The organism is Myxococcota bacterium (genome assembly GCA_040387835.1).
Lineage (GTDB): Bacteria > Myxococcota > UBA727 > UBA727 > JABDBI01 > JAZKCZ01.
The window spans coordinates 170,904-190,292 of record JAZKCZ010000004.1 but is presented as its reverse complement, the minus strand read 5'-3'; the positions used below and the strand labels follow the sequence as shown (position 1 = coordinate 190,292).

Here is a 19,389-nt window from a genome sequence, read left to right as displayed (position 1 = left end):
CCTAAATCTAGCATTCCCCATTTTTCGCGCTATAAGAATGACAAACAAACGCGCTACTGACCAAAAAACTGCCAATCAAAATGACTGCTGCAACAATAGCTAATACGTCTTTTGTAGAAATCCCAGATTCGGCAGGTATATCGAGCGCTGGACACCTAAATCGATGCATATGGAGAAAAGCCAAGGTATAGGGAACAAGTTGCGGCATAACGCTCGCGTTCAAAATCTGAACGTTGATATTTTCAGATGTGGATGGCTGCAAAACTCGAGCCAACGGCTGTGCTGCGCAATTGCGCAATATCACCTCTGAACCGTCTGCGTCTGAGAAAGCGACTTTAGCCAAACAAGTCCCATTTGCTTGCTGCAGCCTAAACCCGTTCGGTTCATTAACCAACGAAAACAAAATCCTTACATTGCAAACATCAACCACATTCAGATCTTTCAAACTCTGATTTTGTATGAGATCGGTGCCTGACGTAATCTTACCATTAAGTCTCTCCGTAAATCTGCCACTCATATTATGCAAACAATCGAAATTCACTTGCCAAGAGCCGTTCAGAACGGACAAACCATCATCGTGGAGAGTTAAATTATATTTTTTTCCCAGATCAACATCGGGACATGCCGCAAATAAGAGGTTTGCAAAACTCAAACAAGAAAAAACAACAAATGACAAATACTTCATTACTAAAATCGGTGAACCTAGGGCATTAACTACCTAATAGCAACCCGATCTTCAGAGTATCTATGTATGCCCTTTACAATACCTTCAGCCAATGCGCTTTGATAGTCAGTACTTTTCAAACGCTTTTCGTCCGTTTTATTCGAGATAAAAGAAGTCTCCACCAATATGGCCGGCATTTTAGCGCCCATCAGCACATAGAACATGGCGTGCTTGAGACCCAAATTACGAATGTCATCCCACTGGTTTCGCAAATTGCCACACAAAGCGTCTTGCACGATATTACCCAAACGGACACTATCGCTCACGCTAGATTTCATCGCCAAATCAGCCAAGATGAACTCTAGATTGGACGTCTCTGTTTCGCTCATGGCATTTTCGCGAGCTGCCAATCTTAAGGCATAGCGGTCATGCGCGATGTTCAGGTAATAGGTTTCAACCCCTTGGGTCTTGCGATTCAGCGAAGCATTCACATGGATAGAGATAAACAAATCCGCCTTCATGCGATTGGCGAAATCGGTGCGGCTCGGCAAAGTTAGTGTCTTATCCACATCTCGCGTCATGTAGACTTTTGCTCTTGGTATATCGCGTTCAATCATCTTTTTGACTCGTTTTGATACAGCCAACGTCACGTCTTTCTCGCGCAGACCGCCCTTTCCAATCGCGCCGGGATCATCGCCGCCGTGCCCGGGATCGAGCACAATGATTAAACTTTTGGAATCGCCGTCTGTGGCCACTGCGGCAGGTTGTTCATCCAAAACATCATTAATGATATCTTCATCAGCTTCACTGAGCTGCTCTTGGTCAGCGAGCAAAGCAGGCGGAAGCGTAAGCTTCTTTGCGCCTTTTGCGGCCTTCGCCAACAATTTGGGTTTTTCAGCTGGCACCTGTTTCATGGACAACTTAACTTTGCCTTTGAGCTCAGCGGTCACCCTGACAATATCTTTGCCTGCTTGAGCAATGCGAATTTTACCAATATTTTTATTTTGTGAAACCAATGCCTTAGGCGCTTTTTTGCCCAATTTTGCTGGTTTAATATCGAAAACGACGCGCTTATTCACTGTTTTCTGTGAAATCTTCACTTTTTGCGAAGATTCCACCTGAAATTGCAGGCCTTTCAGGTGAATATGGTCCACCTGCCCTAAAAGAGCTGCTGCCAATACTAATATGAACATATCTTAACCATGATCAAATTTCTATAAAATCGCAAGTAAATTCCGTTATCTAACTGTCCAGTTTTCGAGCCAAGGCTTGATACCTTCCCCAATTGTAACGTTTATACAGCACAAAACCGGCAATGCCAAACACGATAGTGCAAGCGCTGACCGTCGCGACAATAATGGCGCTCTTAGGCCAGTTTGCATCGGCTGCTACAGGGCGAGGAACACCATTGGCGCAAGAAAAGCCTCCGTTATCTTTCATAGCTAACAGGTACGGAATAGCCTGTGCGGCAACGCCAGTGCTCCTGATGGAAACGTCCCATTGCGCATTGGTCTCACTAACGAAGGTCTTATTGGCGAATGCCAACACATCCCCGCTTGAGCAATTCCTCAAAACCACTTGGTTAGCCAAATTGTCAGCGGGCAGTACTTTCGCCATGCAACTGCCGCCCGGATTAACAATATTAAAGCCCAGCTCTTTGCTGACCACGCCAAAAAGCATCCGGCCCGTACAGGCGCTTAAAATTGCTAAGCTATCAAAACCTGGTCCAGGTCTTTCATTGGTAAAGGTCGCAACGGTATTTTGATGATAAAGGTCAATATAACCGCCCGCAGCAGCACACCCTGGCTTAATCGTTATTTCAGTGTTCGACAAACTAAACGAGTTTTGGGAAGCATCTCCCGTAAGTCCTTCATCTAAAGTGTAATCTGATCCAAACTCAATGGGCTGACACTGCGGAGACTGAGTTTGCGCCCAAAGTGAAACACCAAAGCTGAGCAGTAGTACGATTCTCATACGAAAGCAGCTAGAGGATCGGTCCGGCGATTTCAACCCATCCGGATGTCAATACAATGTATTGACATTTATGATATCTCGGCGCAAAATGCATATATGAAGGATTCACAGCTTCAAATCAGAATTTCCGAGGCTCAAAAAGCTGCACTCAAAAAATCGGCCCAGGACAGCCAAATGGACCTGTCTAGCTATGTTCTGGCTAAACTTTTCAAAGATCCAGCGCTGCAATTCGAAGCAAAACTAGGGCGGCTTGCCTCTCACAATCGCAAGTATGCGCTGGCTGATTTAGCTGACTATCTCAATGCGCTGAGCCCAGAAGAGTTGGGACGCATATTTCTGAAGCCCTGGAAAACGCTGTTGCCAGCTCAACTATCTAACTATGTTGCTGCGATGCTTGAGTTGAGTGCGCACCAAAAAAATCTACCAACGCCTAAATGGTTGAAAAATATTGAGCCTGATAAAGAACCCTACTTTGGCACAGACCTTAAAGGCTTGCGTTTATACCTGCTGAAGGTATCACCGCCACCGTTTAAGGCGCGCAACATATTTATCGATACGAGCATCGGTGGCCGAATATGAGTCAACTTAACAAAACACAAATCCACGAGCTTTTCGCAGCGATAAACAATGAAATGAGCCGCCTGAATTTAAGTGGGGAACTCAACCTGGTAGGTGGCGCAGTGATGTGTCTGGTATTCGACGCTCGGGAAGCGACCCAAGATGTCGATGCATTTTTCGCACCTACAACTTCGCTTAGAGAAGCCGCAAAACGTGTGGCATTCGATCGCAACTTGGACCCTCATTGGCTCAATGATGGTGTTAAAGGCTTTTTAAGTCCTCAAGGAGATTTTTCTGATTATTTGGAGCTTAGTCACCTCAGGGTGATGACCGCTACCGCAGAATACATGCTGGCAATGAAATGCCTGGCCACCCGCATCGGGGATGAATTTCACGATATTGACGATATTCGATATTTATTAAAACATATGGGTATCGAAACCGTTTCGAAAGCGTATGAAATTATTGCCAACTACTATCCTTTAGATAAATTCCCATTGAAATCTAAATACATTTTGGAAGAGCTACTAGAAAATGACACTTAAAAAAGGAACTGTAAGCAATATCGCTTTTGGCGGGGATGGTGTCATTCGAGATGAAGGCAAAGTCGTCTTTACGCCCTTTGTCTTACCGGGAGAGCTGGTTGAATTTGAAATTACACAGGCAAAAAAGACGCATGCATTTGGGCGCCTGATTCAAGTTCTCACTGAGCATCCTCAGCGCATTCAGCCTAAGTGCGAGTATTACGGCCGTTGTGGTGGCTGTCAGTTGCAACATGCGAGCTATGAGCTGCAACTGAAGATTAAGCAACAGTTCGTTCAAGACGCCTTTACGCGCATTGGCAAGCTTTCGGATGTTCAAATTGAGCCGATTATCGGTACAGATAAGCAATGGGCCTATCGCAGGCGCATTAGGCTGCATGAAAGAAACGGTAAGACTGGTTTTATCGGGGTAGATGGCCATAGCCTGGTGGAAATCACGCATTGTGAGATTTTTTCGGGCGCGAGCCTGGACATGGACGATGATATCTTCGTTCAAGCTCATCCAGAACAAAGCGAAAAGCTTTATCGCGATATCGAAGCGGCGGTTGAACAGCTCTGCTCTGAAAACACGAGCATGCGACTATTAGATTTATATTGCGGCACCGGCATCTTGACTGCCCGATTGGCTGAGTTTGGCAAAGTGACTGCCGTTGAACTCAACGCTAAAGCCATTGCCTGGGCTAAAAAACACCATCCAGAGAATATCGATTGGCAAATTGCAGATGTTGCCAAAGTTTGCGCTAGTACTTTAAAACGTGAGCAGCCGGACATTGTGCTGATAAATCCACCGCGCACTGGGCTTCATCGTGAAGTCGTTGAAGCTTTATGTGAGCGGCCAGCCAAGCATGTGTTTTATACTTCTTGTATGCCAGCAACCCTAGCGCGCGACTTAAAAATATTGTGCGAAGCGGGTTACCAGATCGTCAAATGCCAGCCTTATGACTTGTTTCCGCAGACCACACATGTCGAAACCGTGGTGCAGCTATGCTTCCGTTAATCCAACAGTTTTTAGAATATCAGCAGAAAATCAGGCATATGTCTGTGCATACGCATGACGCGTATTTAAACGACCTTTCGCAATTTCAGGCCTATTTCCCAAATGCTGAGATTTCGAGCATTAACCACAGGCATATCCGTCAGTTTTTAGCGCATTTAAAAAAAGATCATCAAACCAGTTCAATGGCTCGAAAGCTCAGCGCCATTCGCTCATTCTTAAGGTGGTGCGTGCAAGAAAGCCACCTAGAAACATCGCCGGCGGATTTGATCGATAACCCTAAACTGCCTAAGCCGCTGCCTAAAAGCCTGTCGGTGGACGAAGCGTTCGCCCTTTGCGAGCCGGATGACATTAGAGACAAGGCCCTGATTGAGCTGCTTTATGCGACCGGCATCCGTATTTCGGAGCTGGTTTCGCTCAAAATCAAGCAAGTTGATTTAAGTGCGCAAATTGTTCGCGTCATGGGCAAAGGGCAAAAAGAGCGTTTGGTGCCTTTTCATGACCAATGCAAAGAGGCTTTGGAAAAGCTTATCCGGACCCTGCCAAATACAGAGCCAGAGAGCCCGGTTTTCAGGGGCAGTCGCGGAAAACAAATCGATGTGCGAGTGGTGAGGCGCATGGTAGGTGATTATGGAAAAAAGGCGGGCATTACTGGCAGCATGCACCCTCACCGCTTCAGGCATGCTTTCGCTACTCATTTACTGGAAAGCGGCGCGGATCTTCGAGCGATTCAAGAAATGCTCGGTCACGCCTCGATTTCCACCACACAACGATACACTCAAGTAAACCTGGATTATTTAATGAAAATGTACGACAAATCACATCCGCATGCAAAACAAAAATGACATATGATATATTTATCATATGGACAAATATGAGGTAAAAAAAGCGCTAGGTAAAGTTGACCAATCGGGAGTTTTTTTAGCCACCGACAAAACAACCGGCACAAAGGTCGCCCTAAAACTGTTTTCCAGCCCAAGCGATGCCGAAAGAGAGCAGCTCCTCAAAAACGCAAAAATTTTGCAAGGCATTAGTCATCCCAATGTGGTTCGTATTTTGGACGTGGGGTTGGATGACGAAAATAATGTCTTTTACGCCATGGAGTATTTGGACGGCATTCCACTGCATGATTTGATTCCGCCAGAACAGGGGATAGGCTTTGAAGACAGCATGCCTTATATCGAAAAAATCTTAGCCGGCCTATCTGCCATGCATACAGCAGGTGTGATGCATTTGGATCTCAAGCCCGGCAACATCTTGGTGGTAGCCGGTGAGCCGAAAATCATCGATTTTGGCATTATCGCTTCAAAAGGGCAATTCCGCGGCACTGCTGGTTATGTGGCCCCTGAAATTATTTTAGGCCAAAAGCCAACCATTAAAGCGGATATCTATAGCTTAGGCGCTTTGCTGGCTTTTATGTGGACCGGTCACAAACTCTTCAAAGGCACCTCCCCCGAAAATACCATGGCGCATCAACTGAAGAATTTCTCTGAGACCATCCATCAACCTGAATTGGCGGGCATCGTTCAAAGAGCCATCAGACAAGATCCCACGATTCGATATACGGACACGGCTGAACTGCGACAAGCGTTAGAGTTTTATCGCCATGAGCAGCAATTTAGGAGAGAAGAACCCAGCGAGGATATCTCCGAAAACCAATGGGGCCAATGGATGATCGCAGGCTTTCTGGTGAGCTTAGTGGGCATCGCACTAGGCATTTACTACTCACTCTTAACCTCGGTGTAGATTACCCTCTCCTGCTGAGCAGGAGAGGGAGTTTTTAGCTTGCTAAAAACGGGAGAGGTCCAGATCCCGCACGGTGAATCCTCTCCCGATTTTGACGAGTCAAAATCTCCCTCTCCATGAAATGGAGAGGGTAAAACGACGCCGTTGACAACTCTTATTGAGAATGATTCTCATTCTCAAATGAAAATACTGCTATTAACTGCTCTACTAGTTTGTAACTATTCGCACGCTCACCGAGGAAATCATACCGCGGAACAAGCAGTAACTTTGGGCTCTGTAATTTGGAACGGAATGGAAATCGCGAATCATATCAACGGTCTTATGGGCGGCCACACCACTTGTTGCGGAAAACATGCTGGCAAATTTTACCACGCAGTCGAAGTAGTAGGTCACTCATCAAACCTGGTTGAAGGCGGCTGGCATATTGTTGAAGAAAACGCGCCCCCACTTCTTCTTTCCACGGCTTCATTTGGATTTAACCTATTTGGTGCCTATGCCCAATATTGCTTAGTTAGGCAGCGGGGCGCAAGTAAGCTCGGCGTTGTGCTAGCACCATTTTCTGCCATCGATTTTTGGGGGCATATCGTCAGCTCATACGTCGCAGCCAGAGAACTCCTCTAACCAGCCCACTTGCCACCAAAGCGCCATTATGCTCTAGGCAGTGGCATGTCTCGACGAAAAATCGCACTGATCGGCGCCGGTAATATCGGCGGAACTCTCGCTCTTTTGGCCATGCAACGACAACTCGGAGACGTTGTTCTCTTTGACGTCTTCGGTGGCACGGCGAAAGGCAAGGCGCTGGATCTTGGCCAAATGGGTGCACTGCTTGATAACGATTGCAAGCTTACCGGCACCGACTCCTACGCAGATATCGCCGGCGCAGACGTTTGCATTATTACGGCCGGATTTCCGCGCAAGCCTGGCATGAGTCGTGAAGATCTTTTGGGCAAAAATCTTGAAGTTATCCACCAAGTCGCGGCTGGTGTACGTGAATACGCACCCAAAGCTTTTTGCGTGGTGGTCACCAATCCGTTAGACGCCATGGTTTACGCTTTTTACAAGGCCAGCGGCTTGCCCAAATCACACGTGGTTGGCATGGCTGGCGTTTTGGACTCCACGCGGTTTAGAATGTTTCTTTCTGAAGAGCTGGGCATTAGTCGTGAAGATATTCAGGCCTTCGTGCTGGGTGGCCACGGCGATGATATGGTGCCGCTCGCTCGCTTTTCCAATGCCGGCGGCATTCCGCTTCCTGAACTCGTCAGCATGGGCATTTTGAAGCAGGAAAAGCTAGACGCCATGATCGACAGAACCCGTAAGGGTGGCGGCGAAATCGTACAGCTCTTGGGTAATGGATCTGCTTTTTTCACGCCTGCGCTTGCAGCCATTGAAATGGCCGAAAGCTTTTTGCATAATCAAAAACGCCTATTGCCGTGTGCAGCCTATTTAGAGGGGGAATATGGCGTGGATGGACTATTCTCCGGGGTTCCAGTTGTTATCGGCGCAAAGGGGATTGAACGCGTGATTCAATTAAACTTGCAAGCTGAAGAAAAGGAAGCGTTCCTGCGCTCCACAGCATCGGTGCGAAAAACTGTGGATGAAGTGAATGGCCTCCATTAGTGCCAAGATCGCCATGGCGGTCTCTGGCCTAATGCTGATCGGCTTTATCATTGTGCATTTGCTGGGCAATCTGCAGATTTTTTACGGTGCCGAGGTTTTTAATGCCTACCCAGACGCTTTAAGGCACTACCCCATTTTGCTATGGACCGCGCGTATTGGGCTGATTGCGGCTTTTGTGGTGCATATTTTTACTTCCATCTATTTGGCCTTGAAGAATAAAGCTGCTAGGCCCGTTCGGTATGAACAGAAGCGGTCTGTCAGAGCTTCGATGGCATCTCGAACGATGCTGTATGGCGGCTTGGTGCTACTTGGCTTTTTGATGTTTCATCTGGCGCATTTGACCTGGCGTTGGGTGTTTCCCGAATATGCGGAACTCGATTTGTATTCGCTGACAGTGCTGAGCTTTCAAAATAGCTTAATTACGATGCTGTATGTTTTGTGCCAAGGTTGCTTAATTTTACATCTAAGTCATGGATTTTCGAGTGCGGCGCAAACTTTGAGTCTGACGCGCTGGCATGCTTTGGCCATTCGATGCGGCGGCAAAGTGCTGGCGGTTTTGATCGGCCTTGCTTATATTTCAATTCCGCTATCGATTTGGTTAGGGGTGGTTCATGTTTAACGCCAACATTCCAGACGGTCCCCTGGTGGATAAATGGGCTAGTTATATTGACCACTCAAAGCCCATCAATCCAGCCAATAAGCGCAGGTATCATATCATTGTTGTAGGGACCGGACTTGCTGGCGCTTCAGCAGCCGCCAGCCTTGGCGAACTTGGTTTTCGTGTGTCGACCTTTTGCTATCAAGATAGCCCGAGGCGTGCGCATAGCATTGCAGCTCAAGGCGGCATAAACGCTGCCAAAAACTATAGAAACGATGGCGACAGCGTTTATCGCCTTTTTTACGACACGATTAAAGGCGGCGATTTTAGAGCACGGGAAGCGAACGTCTATCGTCTTGCTGAACTGAGCGTCAAAATTATCGATCAATGCGTAGCGCAAGGCGTGCCATTTGCACGTGAGTACGGCGGTTTGCTCGACAATCGATCTTTTGGTGGCTCGCTGGTTTCCAGAACTTTCTACGCCAGAGGTCAAACAGGACAGCAATTATTGCTCGGTGCCTATGGAGCTTTGAATCGGCAAATTGCGGCCGGTACGGTCAAAAGCCACACGCGAACGGAAATGCAGGATTTGATCGTCGTTGACGGACAAGCCAAAGGCATCGTGACTCGCAATCTAGTGACCGGTGAGCTGAGCGCGCACATGGCAGACGCGGTTGTTTTAGCTACCGGCGGCTATGGGCCGGTGTTTTATTTATCGACCAATGCCATCGGATGTAACGTGACGGCAACTTACCGTGCTTATAAAAAAGGCGCGCTCTTTGCGAACCCTTGTTACACGCAAATCCATCCGACCTGCATACCTCAGTCGGGAGACCATCAATCAAAACTTACTTTGATGTCTGAGTCTTTGCGAAATGACGGTCGCGTTTGGGTACCGGTTAAACAAAATGACACCAGAACACCGTCGCAAATCCCGGAGACAGAGCGCGATTACTATCTTGAGCGAAAATATCCGAGCTACGGCAACTTGTGCCCTCGCGACATTGCGTCCCGAGCAGCAAAGCAAGTTTGCGACGAAGGCTTGGGTGTTGGCCCTGGGGGTCGCGGCGTTTATTTAGATTTCAGCAATTCGATTTCACGACTGGGCAAGGACGTCATTGCTGCGCGCTATGGCAACTTGTTCGACATGTATTCAAAAATCACCGGCGATAACCCCTATGAATCGCCAATGCGGATTTACCCAGCGGTTCACTACACGATGGGCGGACTATGGGTGGATTATGGCCTCATGAGCAATCTGCCGGGGCTATTCGTTCTGGGTGAAGCAAACTTTTCAGACCATGGGGCGAATCGATTAGGCGCTAGTGCACTGATGCAAGGACTAGCCGATGGCTATTTTGTGCTGCCGAACACCGTCGCGAGTTACTTAAACCAAGTAAAGCCTGGCAGCGTGACCGAAAGCGACTCATATGCATCCGGTGCTGTAAGCGAAGTTCAAAAAGGAATCAGCCGGCTGCAATCGATTCAGGGCAAGCATTCACCGGACTATTTCCACCGTGAGCTTGGCAAAATCATGTGGAACGACTGCGGTATGGGACGCACCGAAAGCAGTCTCAAAAAGGCGTTGACGGATATTCCATTGTTGCGCGAGCAGTTTTGGAAAGATGTCTGCGTGCCTGGCAGTGATAAAGACTTCAATCCAGTTTTAGAGAAAGCATCCCGAGTAGCTGATTTTCTGGAGTTCGGTGAACTGCTCTGCAGAGATGCGCTTGAGCGCAATGAGAGCTGCGGGGGCCATTTCAGGGAAGAGTATCAAACGGATGATGGCGAAGCTCAACGGGATGACGAAAACTTCTGTCACGTTGCGGCCTGGCAATATCAGGGTACAGGTAAAACCCCCATCCGGCATCAAGAACAACTGACCTTCGACAACATCGCTCTGGCGCAGAGGAGTTACAAATGAGTGGCCTTCGCAACTACACGCTGCGGGTGTGGCGTCAGAAAAATGCCAACACCAAAGGTGCTTTTGTTAATTATGACGCCTCGCAGATTTCTCCAGACATGTCCCTTTTGGAAATGCTGGATGTGGTGAACGACCGGCTTATATCAGACGGCAAAGAACCCATCGCGTTTGAATCCGATTGCCGGGAAGGCATCTGCGGCGCTTGTTCCATGGTAATCAACGGCATTGCGCACGGCAAAGAGCGTGGCACCACGGCCTGTCAACTTCACATGCGCCATTTCGCAGACGGTGAAAGTATTACACTGGAGCCTTGGCGCGCGCGGGCCTTTCCTCCGATTAAAGATTTGGTGGTCGACCGCAGCGCTTTCGACCGCATCCAACAAGCTGGCGGCTATATTTCCGTCAATACCGGATCCGCGCCAGACGCTCATGCAATTTTGGTGCACAAAGATGACGCCGATAAAGCCTTTGATGCGGCAGCTTGCATTGGTTGCGGCGCTTGTGTTGCGGCATGTAAAAATGCCTCCGCCATGCTTTTCGTTGGCGCAAAAATATCGCAGCTGGCGCATTTGCCCCAAGGAGATCCAGAGCGCAAACAACGTGCTCAGGCCATGATCATGCAAATGGACGCCGAAGGCTTTGGCTCATGCACCAATACACTAGAGTGTGAGGCTGTTTGTCCAAAAGAAATCAGCACGCGCGTAATTGCTGAAATGAATTGGGAATTCATGCGGTCTGCATAATGTTGTTTGATCTGTTGTCAGGTGTATGGCGGCTTAAAAGGCGAATCGTTGGGTCCCAAAAGGGGCTGGTGTTAGGTAAAGCGACTTTCACGCCTTTAGCTGAAGGTACTTTGACATACAAAGAACAAGGGCGTTTAAGATCCGGTGGCTTTTCTTACCAGGTTGAGCAAAACTATATCTTCGAAGTTAAGTCCGATCATAATCTCATTGTACGATTTTCGGATGGGCAGTCCTATCTGGATTTACGTTTCAATGGCGATTTAGAAGCTGAAGGTCTGCACATTTGTGGTCAAGACCGATATCAAGCGTTCTACAGGTTAAAACCAGGACAACTTGAGAGCCATGTGATCGTCCTAGGGCCCCAGAAAGATTATGAGATCTTCACTAGCCTTCACAAGGGCGAACCCCGATTTTCCCAATCTTGACATAACCTGCGCTATTTTTCTTCAGGCCAATACTCGTAATCCGCGCTTGGTCCATCACAGGTTTTACCGCAGCGGCATAAACAGACATCGTTGCAGAAATATCAGCACCACACTTGCTATAAATTGCTGGGAGTTCTTCAGGTGCAATGGTGCCAGATAATTCTTTAATGTCCGCCTCCGTCGGGTCTCCTCTTGCAATACTAAAGTATTTGTTTGTGCGAGCAGAAGTATTGTTCGCGATACGATGCGAAATATTCAGTCTGGCAATGCCGTGTTCGGATAGTTGATAATGTCCATCAATCGGAAACTCGAACCCATCCTGCTTGAAGCCATCAGCAAACTTGATTTGGTAGACGGCGCGGCAGCTTTTCTTTTCTACAAGCTCAGCATCTGCTACCGCCTGTATCGGAAAAAAGGCTGCAATAAAATATTCGCCGCCTTCTTTGACAATTTTCAGCTCGTTGTTAGCACAATCACCCACCAAGGCCGCGTTAACAATTTCGACTGGGTTAATCGCCCATCCCATCGTGGTAACCAACAGACTAAAGATCATTAAACGCATAAAATCTCCTGCCGGACCGAAAATACGGCATAGTCGTCAAAAGAACCTCGGATATTTGCCCGATTGCATTTAGTTGGCTATGTCGACTGAATGCTCGAGCTGCCCACTGAACGCCTTAGATTATTTTTGCCAAAGCCACAGCAAGCTGAGTTGGTACTGAAATATTTTATCGCCCAGCAAGAGCATTTAAGACCAACAGATCCACCACTGCCATCCGATTTTTACACTGCGTCATTTTGGCGAGAGAATTTAAAGCGCAGCATCGAAGAGTTTGAAGCAGATCGCTCTGTGCGCCTATTCATGGCTACGAAATCGAATCCGGACGAAATCATTGGCGTTGTTAATTTCACCAACTTTATTCGCGGCCCATTTCAGGCCTGTTATTTGGGCTATTCGATCGCCAAACAATGCGAGGGAAAAGGCTTAATGTTCGAGGCGCTGCAGGCTGGTATCGAATACATTTTCACGCAGAAGAAGCTGCATCGGGTCATGGCCAACCATCTTGCTGACAATCACCGTAGTGCCAAGGTCTTGCAGCGGCTTGGCTTTCACGTAGACGGCTTTTCGCCGGATTACCTTTTGATTGGCGACCGCTGGCGGGACCATGTGCTCAATAGTCTGACAAATCCCAACTGGTCGTTATAAATACTCACCCCACCACTGCCCTGCTCGGCCAGAAGTGTCGGTCCAAGAGCCATTAAACCGGCCACTTTTAGTATCAATCATCCGCCATTGAAAATTACCGCGGGCGCCACTGGCCGTCCATGCGCCTTCTAGCAGCTTGCCACCTTCAGATCTTTTCAAATCGTTTAGCTGGCCTGTAAATCCAGCACTTGACTGATATTCGCCTTTTAAGCCAACGAGTTTGATGCGCGCTTGATACGTTCGGCCATCGGGTGCTTTATAGTAGCTCTGAAACTCAGCAGCGCCGAAATAATCAGGGTCGCAAGATTTTAACTTCCAATTCCAGCTTAGGCGCTTGCCTGATTCGTCTAAACTAATGAGCGAAGTGCCTGCTGCCAAGGAATCAATGAACATGTGAATATCAGAAGAAAGAACGATTTCGGTGTCCTGTGTTTGGCACTGAGTGAAGTTTGAAGAATTCACCTTCGCGGTAAAGTTAAAATCGCCTTTGGTGTTTGGCCGAAACGCTTCAATCCAGCTGCCAATGGCGCCGGCCTGCGGCAATTCATAGGTTAGCGATATGCCGCCTTTACTGCTCGGTCCCATTAAGTAGGCACCCTCAGCGATTGCTTCCGTGGCTTGAAACTGCGCGCCCGCTGGGATTTTTATCTTAGCGGTTAAGTGGCAATTACGCTGCGGTGCTTGCAGGTTCAAGGCTTCGATGGCGAAGCTTTTAAAATACACACGGAGGCACTGAATGGCTGAATCATTTGGGTCCACATTCACTTCATGGTTTAGCTCACCGCAATCGGCCGACTGGGTCAGGTCCACCACTTCCAAAGGCTCGATGCCAGCATGCAAAAGACAGCTCGTTGCGAGTGCGCAAAATAAATATGAGCGAAACATCATGTCGGGTCCTTGAGAGGATAAATGAGAATTTTTTCGATTTGTGCGGCAACTTGAGAGGCCTTATCCAAACGATGATTCAGCATGACTTGTATTAAAATATAGGCATCTTTAACATCACTTGGGACAGCGGCTTTTAGCTCCACAGAATGAAGATCGGTACTGTAAGGCGACCACCAAAAGGTAGATTGTTTCGATTTCAAAGTACCCACTGTCAGCTTTGCGCCAATTTGGTCACCAGCATCGTCGAAAGTTGTGTTCACAAAGGCGCTCACAGAAAGCAATTGTTTGCCAGTCACCTGCAGGCGGCAACGGACAATGGTCAACTTGGCGAAAGTAACTTGTATGACGCCATCGGGCAGCACCGTGACCTGCGAGCCAGCTTCACAACCAGGTCCCACAATAACCTGGCCTAATGCAATATTAGACCAGGCCAATGTAAGAAGAAATAAACTCGCTATCGTTGGCACGGATCGACAACAATCTTGCAAAGTTTGGTGTAATGGCTGGAGACACCTTCATCTAGCGAAATCCGTGTTAAACCAGTTTGGTCAGCGGCTGGCTTGACAGCTTCTGCATAGATTGAAGTGGTGAGCGGAATGCTTGCGCCACAATGGCTATAGCTAGCTGGAATCTGATCGGCCGAAATTGCGCCAGAATAATCATGAATATCGCCCATTGCAGCATCGCCTTGCGAGGCGCTGAAAAACTTGGTTGTTCTGGCAGATGAGTTATTTACCACGCGATGGGACACAGTTAGGCGTGCGGTTCCATGCTCGGAGAGTTGATATACGCCATCCACTGAAAACTGAAATACATCAAGCTTATAATCAGGTGCCAACTGAATCTTGTAGTTCATGGTACATCGCTTTTTATCGAGAACTTTGGTTTCAGCGATGGCATCCATGTTTTGGAAATAGGCTGCGATGTAATATTCGCCGGCTTCTTCAACGACTCGAATGTCGTCCGCAGCACAGTCTCCAACAGCAACAGGGGAAGTAATTGTCACCGGGCCCAAGGCTAAGCAGGCAGAAGTGACCAATAAACTAAGTAAAATCGTGCGCATGATGATGCTCCTTTTTAAAAAGGTAGTTCATATGCTGAGTCAAAAGCCTCGGGCGAACGTCCTATTTGACAACCGTCGATGTCGATTCTAGATCTTGCGGCATGATTCCACTCAACGGCCGTGTGTTTCCCCGGTTCTCTGGCATCAAAACCTTTTTCAGGCTGCCCATATTAAGCACCGATAAGGACTTTGAAGAAGCAAACATCGCTATCCTCGGAATTCCCTTTGATGGTGGTACTTCCTACCGTCCGGGCGCACGTTTTGCGCCTGAACATGTGCGCAGCATGAGTTCCCTTGGTCGTGGCTACAATCCTGTGCAAGCCATCAATATTTTTAAAAAACATATCGTTGGAGATGCTGGCGATGTGCAGGTTTTTCCTCAAGATATCGCCCGAACACATGAGAGCATTCAGCAGCGCGTCGCGTACCTACTGCAGAAGAAATGTTTTCCGATGATTGTGGGTGGAGACCACTCCACCAGCATTGGTAGCATCCAGGCAATTGTCGATCATTACGGGCCAATCGGAATCATTCATTTTGACGCTCACACCGACGCCTACCCTGCAGCCTGGGACTGTGACATCCATCACGGCACCTTTATGCGCTTGGGGCATGAACGTGGCTGGTTCCAAAAGGACCGCGTCCTGCAAATTGGACTTAGAGGCCCTTGTTCTAGCGAAGATGACTTGGATACCGTTCGTAGTTTTGGCTACAAAATGGTGACCAGCGACGAAATACAGCTCAGCGGTTTAGACGCAGCCAAAAGTGCGATTAGAGCCTTGGGAAAAGGCCCGGTCTATTTAAGCTTTGACGTGGATTGCCTCGATCCGGCCTTTGCGCCTGGCACCGGAACACCAGTACCCGGCGGCTTAAGCTCATTCCAAGCCATGCAGCTAATTCGCGCCATGAACGACTTAGAGTTGGTCGGTGCAGATCTCGTTGAAATATCACCACCCTATGACAGTAACGATTTAACTTCCTTGGTCGCTGTCACGTTGATGGCCGAAATCATGGCAACATTATGACCACGATTAAACTGCTTCAAGTTGGATGCGGCAATATGGGCAGCGCCATGCTCAAAGCTTGGGCACGGTGTGATTTTCTGCAAGAAGCTTGGGTTATCCAGCCATCATTAACGGCGCCTGCCGCATTCGCTGAATATTCAAATGTGCATTTTGCTGCAGCGCTTTCAGGCGTTCGTGAAGACTTCATACCTGACCTTGTGGTGTTTGCCGTCAAGCCGCAAACGGCTGCCCCAATCGTCGCGCATTACACGCAATTTAAGACCGAATGTCTTTACCTGTCGGTCATGTCAGGCATTTCTTTTAAATGGTTAGGCAATATTCTAGGCGGCGAATCCGCATTCGTCCGACTCATGCCAAACCTTGCCGCTAAGCTTGGGCAAAGCATGTCACTCGCTGTTTCCAACGACCACGCGACGCCAAGACAAAGAGAAATGGCCAATCACCTGGGCAAAGCGCTTGGCTCAATCCTTTGGCTAGACAGTGAACATTTGCTCGAGGCAGGAACCCCCATCAGTGGCTCAGGCCCTGCTTATTACTTCTTGCTCACTGAATGCTTAGAACAAGCAGCGATTGATTTAGGTTTCGGTAAAGACGCTGCCAAACAACTGGCAGAACAAACACTTCTAGGGAGCGCCCTGCTTCTGCAAAACAGCGACCAATCCGCAGAAAATTTTCGCCAGCAAGTCAGCAGCAAAGGCGGCATCACTTTGGCGGCACTCGAAGTGCTGAACCAGCCACCCCTCGTGGACAAGGTCAAACTAGCCATCGCGGCAGCAATCAAGCGCGAACAAGAGTTAGCCCAATGAAACGCGTGGTCATCAAAATTGGCAGCCAAACCATTGTAGATGCCAAAGGGACGCTCAACATTCACCGAATGGCGGAGCTCATTAGGCAAATAGCGATTCTTAAAGAATCAGGTTTTGCAGTCGTTCTGGTGACCTCAGGCGCCGTTGCCTCTGGAACTGGCCTCCTGCCGATCAGCTCGTCTTCAGATGTCGTAAAAAAGCAGATTCTAGCAAGCCTAGGGCAAGCTAAGTTAATCGAGACCTATAATTTTATTCTGAAGCACTATGGCCTGATGGCATCCCAAATCCTACTGACCAAAGAAGATTTCAAAACACAAACGCACAATGAAAACATCACGCACTTATTTGGCGAGTTGCTGCTTCAGCAAAATATTTTGCCTATTGTTAATGAAAACGACACGGTGGCAATCACCGAACTGATGTTCACGGATAACGACGAGCTAGCCAGTTTAGTAGCCGAAAAAATTAACGCCGACTGCCTGGTTATTCTGACCAATGTCAACGGCGTTTATGATCAAGACCCTGCAAACCCAAGTGCCAAAGTGATCGCGCATCTTCAAGCTACTGGAGAAGCTTGGCCAGAAATTTCTGCCAGCAAAAGCCAGCACGGCAGAGGCGGCATGCAAAGCAAGCTAACTACCGCACGTAAGCTAGCCGCCTTAGGCATCAACACGCATATCGCTAACGCAGATGAACCAAACGTCTTGCTTCGCCTGATTGCCGAAAAAGAACGACTTGGTACGGAAATCACACCATGAACCCAATATTTGCCAACGCGAAACAAGCTAGTCGCAAACTCGCGCTTTTGGATGACCAAACCAATAAGCACGTCCTGCAGGCTTTTGCTGAAAACCTGCGCCTGAGGCAAGGCGAGCTCATAGCGGCCAATCTCAAAGATTTAAGCGCTGTTCCGTCTGAAAATCCCAACCACGACCGCCTGCTCCTTACTGCGGAGCGCATCGAATCCATGGCTGCGGCTGTAGAAGCCATCGCCTCGATGCATTCGCCTTGCGGCATCATATTAGACGAATCGATCAGACCCACCGGTCTGGCGATTCAGCAAATCACCGTTCCCTTAGGTGTTGTCGGTATGATTTACGAGTCCAGGCCGAATGTTACGGCAGACGCCTTCGCCCTATGTTTTCGCTCGTCCAATGCCTGCATTTTAAAAGGTGGCTCTGAAGCTCAAAACTCCAATGCCTTTATCGTACAGCTAATCCAAAATGCACTTGAAAAATTTGGTGTAGAGCCTTCGGTGATCACACTCTTGCCAGCAGATAGGGCCGCGGGCGCTGAGTTATTGAAGGCGCGTGGTTATGTCGATGTGCTCATCCCTAGGGGCAGTCAGCAGTTAATCGACTATGTCAGGCAAAATGCTGAAGTGCCGGTTATCGAGACTGGGGCCGGTGTGGTACATGTGTACTTTGATCAATACGGCGATCTGGAAAAAGGCCGTGCGATTATCGACAACGCGAAATCTAGACGGGTCAGCGTGTGTAACGCTTTGGATACGCTGTTGGTCCATGAAAGCCGCCAGGATGAACTGCCGCAATTAATAGAACCGCTACGTCAAAAAGGCCTGCTTATCTCCGAAGAATACGGCAAAGAATTTTTATCTCTGCAGCTGTCTGTTAAAATCGTTGCGAGCATTGAAGAAGCGCTCGAGCATATTGAACAATACGGTTCCAAACATAGCGAAGCCATCGTTACCGAAGATCCAAGAAACGCTGAGATTTTCCTAAAGCGGGTCGATGCAGCTGCCGTTTATGTGAATGCTTCAACCGCTTTCACCGATGGCGGTGAATTTGGCCTAGGCGCAGAGATTGGCATCAGCACCCAAAAGTTACACGCCAGAGGCCCCTTCGCGCTGAAAGCGCTAACCAGCTACAAATGGCTAATCAGAGGCAGCGGGCAAGTGAGGTAATTACCTTTCGGCTGCGTTTAGGCTTTCAATAGTCCCAAGGTCCGAATACACGCCTGCTTGCTCTACGCCTAAAATCTCTGCGCCTGCCTTCACGAGCGGCACGTAGAAATCTTCTATTATGCCAAAGCTCTTCATATTCGGCAGCCGGCGCAGAGCCTGCGGCGAAATTAGATGCGTCCCGCAAAACATACGCTTTAACAACGCTTCCCCATAATAGGGGATAAAGTTCACCATCGTTTTCACGTAACCATGCTCGTTGGTTCCAATGGCGCCAAACCATTCTGGGTCATCTACAGTCTTTAACAATAAGCTGACATCTGGATCTGCCTTTTGATGTGCATCTAAAAAACCTTTTACATCCAAATCAACCAAAATATCACTGTTCATTAAAAACACCGTTTCATCGAAACCCAAGACTTGGTCGCAAGCATTCTTGAGACCGCCTCCCGTGCCTAAGATTTCGGGTTCATATAAATAATGTAATGGAACGCCCTGATAGTTATTTCCTAGAGCTTCAGGAATCTGCTCAGCCAAATAATGGGTATTAATGGCTATTTTCGAAACACCGGCCTGCACCATATAATCCAGTGCGTATTGAATCAAAGGCTTGCCCTTTAATTTTATCAATGGCTTAGGCGTGGTCAGGGTCAAAGGCCGAAGGCGCGTGCCTAGGCCTGCTGCTAGAATCATT

24 protein-coding genes are annotated in these 19,389 nt (G+C 48.2%); 16 read left to right on the top strand and 8 right to left on the bottom strand.

Annotated elements, in window-relative coordinates; all coding sequences use genetic code 11:
• Positions 1–7: 7 nt before the first annotated feature.
• Genes V4534_08825 through V4534_08815 form a run of 3 tightly spaced genes read right to left on the bottom strand, consistent with a single transcriptional unit; the run spans position 8 to position 2,638 of the window.
• A complete protein-coding gene (locus V4534_08825; protein ID MES2504965.1) occupies positions 8–685 on the bottom strand; it encodes a hypothetical protein in 678 nt (225 codons plus the stop codon).
• Positions 686–714: 29 nt separating this feature from the next.
• The gene (locus V4534_08820; protein MES2504964.1) at positions 715–1,857 is read right to left on the bottom strand and encodes an N-acetylmuramoyl-L-alanine amidase; all 1,143 of its coding nucleotides are present in this window, start codon (positions 1,855–1,857) and stop codon (positions 715–717) included.
• Between the two features lie 49 nt (positions 1,858–1,906).
• Positions 1,907–2,638 (bottom strand): hypothetical protein, encoded by a 732-nt coding sequence (locus V4534_08815; GenBank protein MES2504963.1) that lies wholly within the window; start codon positions 2,636–2,638, stop codon positions 1,907–1,909.
• A 96-nt stretch (positions 2,639–2,734) separates the two neighbouring features.
• Here V4534_08815 and V4534_08810 point away from each other — a divergent pair, with 96 nt between their 5' ends.
• The 11 genes from V4534_08810 (at position 2,735) to V4534_08760 (ending at position 11,785) form a co-directional block, all read left to right on the top strand.
• Complete coding sequence (locus V4534_08810; protein MES2504962.1) at positions 2,735–3,217, top strand: hypothetical protein; 483 nt, start codon at positions 2,735–2,737, stop codon at positions 3,215–3,217.
• The gene (locus tag V4534_08805) at positions 3,214–3,741 is read left to right on the top strand and encodes a hypothetical protein (protein ID MES2504961.1); all 528 of its coding nucleotides are present in this window, start codon (positions 3,214–3,216) and stop codon (positions 3,739–3,741) included. The genes V4534_08810 and V4534_08805 overlap by 4 nt, the downstream gene beginning before the upstream one ends.
• Positions 3,731–4,735 (top strand): methyltransferase, encoded by a 1,005-nt coding sequence (locus tag V4534_08800; protein ID MES2504960.1) that lies wholly within the window; start codon positions 3,731–3,733, stop codon positions 4,733–4,735. The genes V4534_08805 and V4534_08800 overlap by 11 nt, the downstream gene beginning before the upstream one ends.
• Entirely contained in the window at positions 4,723–5,577 is an 855-nt protein-coding gene (xerA, locus tag V4534_08795; protein ID MES2504959.1) for a site-specific tyrosine recombinase/integron integrase, read from the top strand. Before V4534_08800 ends, xerA begins: the two co-directional genes overlap by 13 nt.
• Before the next feature lie 19 nt (positions 5,578–5,596).
• On the top strand, positions 5,597–6,478 hold the full coding sequence (locus tag V4534_08790; protein MES2504958.1) for a serine/threonine-protein kinase: 882 nt from the start codon (positions 5,597–5,599) through the stop codon (positions 6,476–6,478).
• 180 nt (positions 6,479–6,658) lie between these two features.
• Positions 6,659–7,099 (top strand): hypothetical protein, encoded by a 441-nt coding sequence (locus V4534_08785; GenBank protein MES2504957.1) that lies wholly within the window; start codon positions 6,659–6,661, stop codon positions 7,097–7,099.
• Positions 7,100–7,144: 45 nt separating this feature from the next.
• On the top strand, positions 7,145–8,095 hold the full coding sequence (mdh, locus tag V4534_08780) for a malate dehydrogenase (GenBank protein MES2504956.1): 951 nt from the start codon (positions 7,145–7,147) through the stop codon (positions 8,093–8,095).
• Complete coding sequence (locus tag V4534_08775; protein ID MES2504955.1) at positions 8,082–8,714, top strand: succinate dehydrogenase cytochrome b subunit; 633 nt, start codon at positions 8,082–8,084, stop codon at positions 8,712–8,714. The genes mdh and V4534_08775 overlap by 14 nt, the downstream gene beginning before the upstream one ends.
• A complete protein-coding gene (locus V4534_08770; GenBank protein ID MES2504954.1) occupies positions 8,707–10,617 on the top strand; it encodes a fumarate reductase/succinate dehydrogenase flavoprotein subunit in 1,911 nt (636 codons plus the stop codon). Before V4534_08775 ends, V4534_08770 begins: the two co-directional genes overlap by 8 nt.
• A complete protein-coding gene (locus V4534_08765) occupies positions 10,614–11,360 on the top strand; it encodes a succinate dehydrogenase/fumarate reductase iron-sulfur subunit (protein ID MES2504953.1) in 747 nt (248 codons plus the stop codon). The genes V4534_08770 and V4534_08765 overlap by 4 nt, the downstream gene beginning before the upstream one ends.
• Positions 11,360–11,785: a DUF6314 family protein gene (locus V4534_08760; GenBank protein MES2504952.1), complete on the top strand. Its 426-nt coding sequence runs from the start codon at positions 11,360–11,362 to the stop codon at positions 11,783–11,785. The genes V4534_08765 and V4534_08760 overlap by 1 nt, the downstream gene beginning before the upstream one ends.
• Here the strand turns inward: V4534_08760 and V4534_08755 are convergent.
• Positions 11,745–12,347, bottom strand: coding sequence for a hypothetical protein (locus tag V4534_08755; GenBank protein ID MES2504951.1), 603 nt, complete (start codon positions 12,345–12,347; stop codon positions 11,745–11,747). The genes V4534_08760 and V4534_08755 overlap by 41 nt on opposite strands.
• Before the next feature lie 90 nt (positions 12,348–12,437).
• Here V4534_08755 and V4534_08750 point away from each other — a divergent pair, with 90 nt between their 5' ends.
• Positions 12,438–12,992: a GNAT family N-acetyltransferase gene (locus V4534_08750; GenBank protein MES2504950.1), complete on the top strand. Its 555-nt coding sequence runs from the start codon at positions 12,438–12,440 to the stop codon at positions 12,990–12,992.
• On the opposite strand, the gene V4534_08745 is transcribed toward V4534_08750, so the two are convergent.
• The 3 genes from V4534_08745 to V4534_08735 are packed head-to-tail and all read right to left on the bottom strand — an operon-like array spanning position 12,987 to position 14,943.
• Positions 12,987–13,880 carry a DUF4360 domain-containing protein gene (locus V4534_08745; GenBank protein MES2504949.1) on the bottom strand — a complete coding sequence of 298 codons (894 nt, stop codon included), beginning with the start codon at positions 13,878–13,880 and terminating at the stop codon, positions 12,987–12,989. The genes V4534_08750 and V4534_08745 overlap by 6 nt on opposite strands.
• Positions 13,877–14,278, bottom strand: a complete 402-nt coding sequence (locus V4534_08740; protein MES2504948.1) for a hypothetical protein — start codon at positions 14,276–14,278, stop codon at positions 13,877–13,879. Before V4534_08740 ends, V4534_08745 begins: the two co-directional genes overlap by 4 nt.
• 56 nt (positions 14,279–14,334) lie before the next feature.
• On the bottom strand, positions 14,335–14,943 hold the full coding sequence (locus V4534_08735; protein MES2504947.1) for a DUF4360 domain-containing protein: 609 nt from the start codon (positions 14,941–14,943) through the stop codon (positions 14,335–14,337).
• Between the two features lie 101 nt (positions 14,944–15,044).
• Between V4534_08735 and speB the strand changes: the two genes are divergently transcribed.
• From speB to V4534_08715, 4 genes are read left to right on the top strand one after another with little or no spacing between them, the layout of a single operon-like run.
• Entirely contained in the window at positions 15,045–15,968 is a 924-nt protein-coding gene (speB, locus tag V4534_08730) for an agmatinase (protein MES2504946.1), read from the top strand.
• Complete coding sequence (gene proC, locus V4534_08725; protein ID MES2504945.1) at positions 15,965–16,774, top strand: pyrroline-5-carboxylate reductase; 810 nt, start codon at positions 15,965–15,967, stop codon at positions 16,772–16,774. Before speB ends, proC begins: the two co-directional genes overlap by 4 nt.
• Complete coding sequence (gene proB, locus V4534_08720) at positions 16,771–17,532, top strand: glutamate 5-kinase (GenBank protein MES2504944.1); 762 nt, start codon at positions 16,771–16,773, stop codon at positions 17,530–17,532. The genes proC and proB overlap by 4 nt, the downstream gene beginning before the upstream one ends.
• Entirely contained in the window at positions 17,529–18,698 is a 1,170-nt protein-coding gene (locus V4534_08715) for a glutamate-5-semialdehyde dehydrogenase (GenBank protein ID MES2504943.1), read from the top strand. The genes proB and V4534_08715 overlap by 4 nt, the downstream gene beginning before the upstream one ends.
• Here V4534_08715 and V4534_08710 read toward each other — a convergent pair whose 3' ends face one another.
• Positions 18,699–19,388, bottom strand: a complete 690-nt coding sequence (locus V4534_08710) for a nucleotidyltransferase family protein (protein MES2504942.1) — start codon at positions 19,386–19,388, stop codon at positions 18,699–18,701. It abuts the gene before it with no gap.
• Between the last annotated feature and the right edge of the window lies 1 nt (position 19,389).

What these genes read in the sequence shown, in the direction of transcription:
- V4534_08800 (MES2504960.1), top strand. Translation starts at nt 3,731, where the DNA reads ATGACACTTAAAAAAGGAACTGTAAGCAATATCGCTTTTGGCGGGGAT.
- V4534_08765 (MES2504953.1), top strand. Translation starts at nt 10,614, where the DNA reads ATGAGTGGCCTTCGCAACTACACGCTGCGGGTGTGGCGTCAGAAAAAT.
- V4534_08810 (MES2504962.1), top strand. Translation starts at nt 2,735, where the DNA reads ATGAAGGATTCACAGCTTCAAATCAGAATTTCCGAGGCTCAAAAAGCT.
- V4534_08760 (MES2504952.1), top strand. Translation starts at nt 11,360, where the DNA reads ATGTTGTTTGATCTGTTGTCAGGTGTATGGCGGCTTAAAAGGCGAATC.
- V4534_08775 (MES2504955.1), top strand. Translation starts at nt 8,082, where the DNA reads ATGGCCTCCATTAGTGCCAAGATCGCCATGGCGGTCTCTGGCCTAATG.
- V4534_08825 (MES2504965.1), bottom strand. Translation starts at nt 685, where the DNA reads ATGAAGTATTTGTCATTTGTTGTTTTTTCTTGTTTGAGTTTTGCAAAC.
- speB (MES2504946.1), top strand. Translation starts at nt 15,045, where the DNA reads ATGATTCCACTCAACGGCCGTGTGTTTCCCCGGTTCTCTGGCATCAAA.
- xerA (MES2504959.1), top strand. Translation starts at nt 4,723, where the DNA reads ATGCTTCCGTTAATCCAACAGTTTTTAGAATATCAGCAGAAAATCAGG.
- V4534_08715 (MES2504943.1), top strand. Translation starts at nt 17,529, where the DNA reads ATGAACCCAATATTTGCCAACGCGAAACAAGCTAGTCGCAAACTCGCG.
- proB (MES2504944.1), top strand. Translation starts at nt 16,771, where the DNA reads ATGAAACGCGTGGTCATCAAAATTGGCAGCCAAACCATTGTAGATGCC.
- V4534_08735 (MES2504947.1), bottom strand. Translation starts at nt 14,943, where the DNA reads ATGCGCACGATTTTACTTAGTTTATTGGTCACTTCTGCCTGCTTAGCC.
- V4534_08755 (MES2504951.1), bottom strand. Translation starts at nt 12,347, where the DNA reads ATGCGTTTAATGATCTTTAGTCTGTTGGTTACCACGATGGGATGGGCG.
- V4534_08820 (MES2504964.1), bottom strand. Translation starts at nt 1,857, where the DNA reads ATGTTCATATTAGTATTGGCAGCAGCTCTTTTAGGGCAGGTGGACCAT.
- mdh (MES2504956.1), top strand. Translation starts at nt 7,145, where the DNA reads ATGTCTCGACGAAAAATCGCACTGATCGGCGCCGGTAATATCGGCGGA.
- V4534_08815 (MES2504963.1), bottom strand. Translation starts at nt 2,638, where the DNA reads ATGAGAATCGTACTACTGCTCAGCTTTGGTGTTTCACTTTGGGCGCAA.
- V4534_08745 (MES2504949.1), bottom strand. Translation starts at nt 13,880, where the DNA reads ATGATGTTTCGCTCATATTTATTTTGCGCACTCGCAACGAGCTGTCTT.
- proC (MES2504945.1), top strand. Translation starts at nt 15,965, where the DNA reads ATGACCACGATTAAACTGCTTCAAGTTGGATGCGGCAATATGGGCAGC.
- V4534_08790 (MES2504958.1), top strand. Translation starts at nt 5,597, where the DNA reads ATGGACAAATATGAGGTAAAAAAAGCGCTAGGTAAAGTTGACCAATCG.
- V4534_08750 (MES2504950.1), top strand. Translation starts at nt 12,438, where the DNA reads ATGCTCGAGCTGCCCACTGAACGCCTTAGATTATTTTTGCCAAAGCCA.
- V4534_08805 (MES2504961.1), top strand. Translation starts at nt 3,214, where the DNA reads ATGAGTCAACTTAACAAAACACAAATCCACGAGCTTTTCGCAGCGATA.
- V4534_08770 (MES2504954.1), top strand. Translation starts at nt 8,707, where the DNA reads ATGTTTAACGCCAACATTCCAGACGGTCCCCTGGTGGATAAATGGGCT.
- V4534_08785 (MES2504957.1), top strand. Translation starts at nt 6,659, where the DNA reads ATGAAAATACTGCTATTAACTGCTCTACTAGTTTGTAACTATTCGCAC.
- V4534_08710 (MES2504942.1), bottom strand. Translation starts at nt 19,388, where the DNA reads ATGATTCTAGCAGCAGGCCTAGGCACGCGCCTTCGGCCTTTGACCCTG.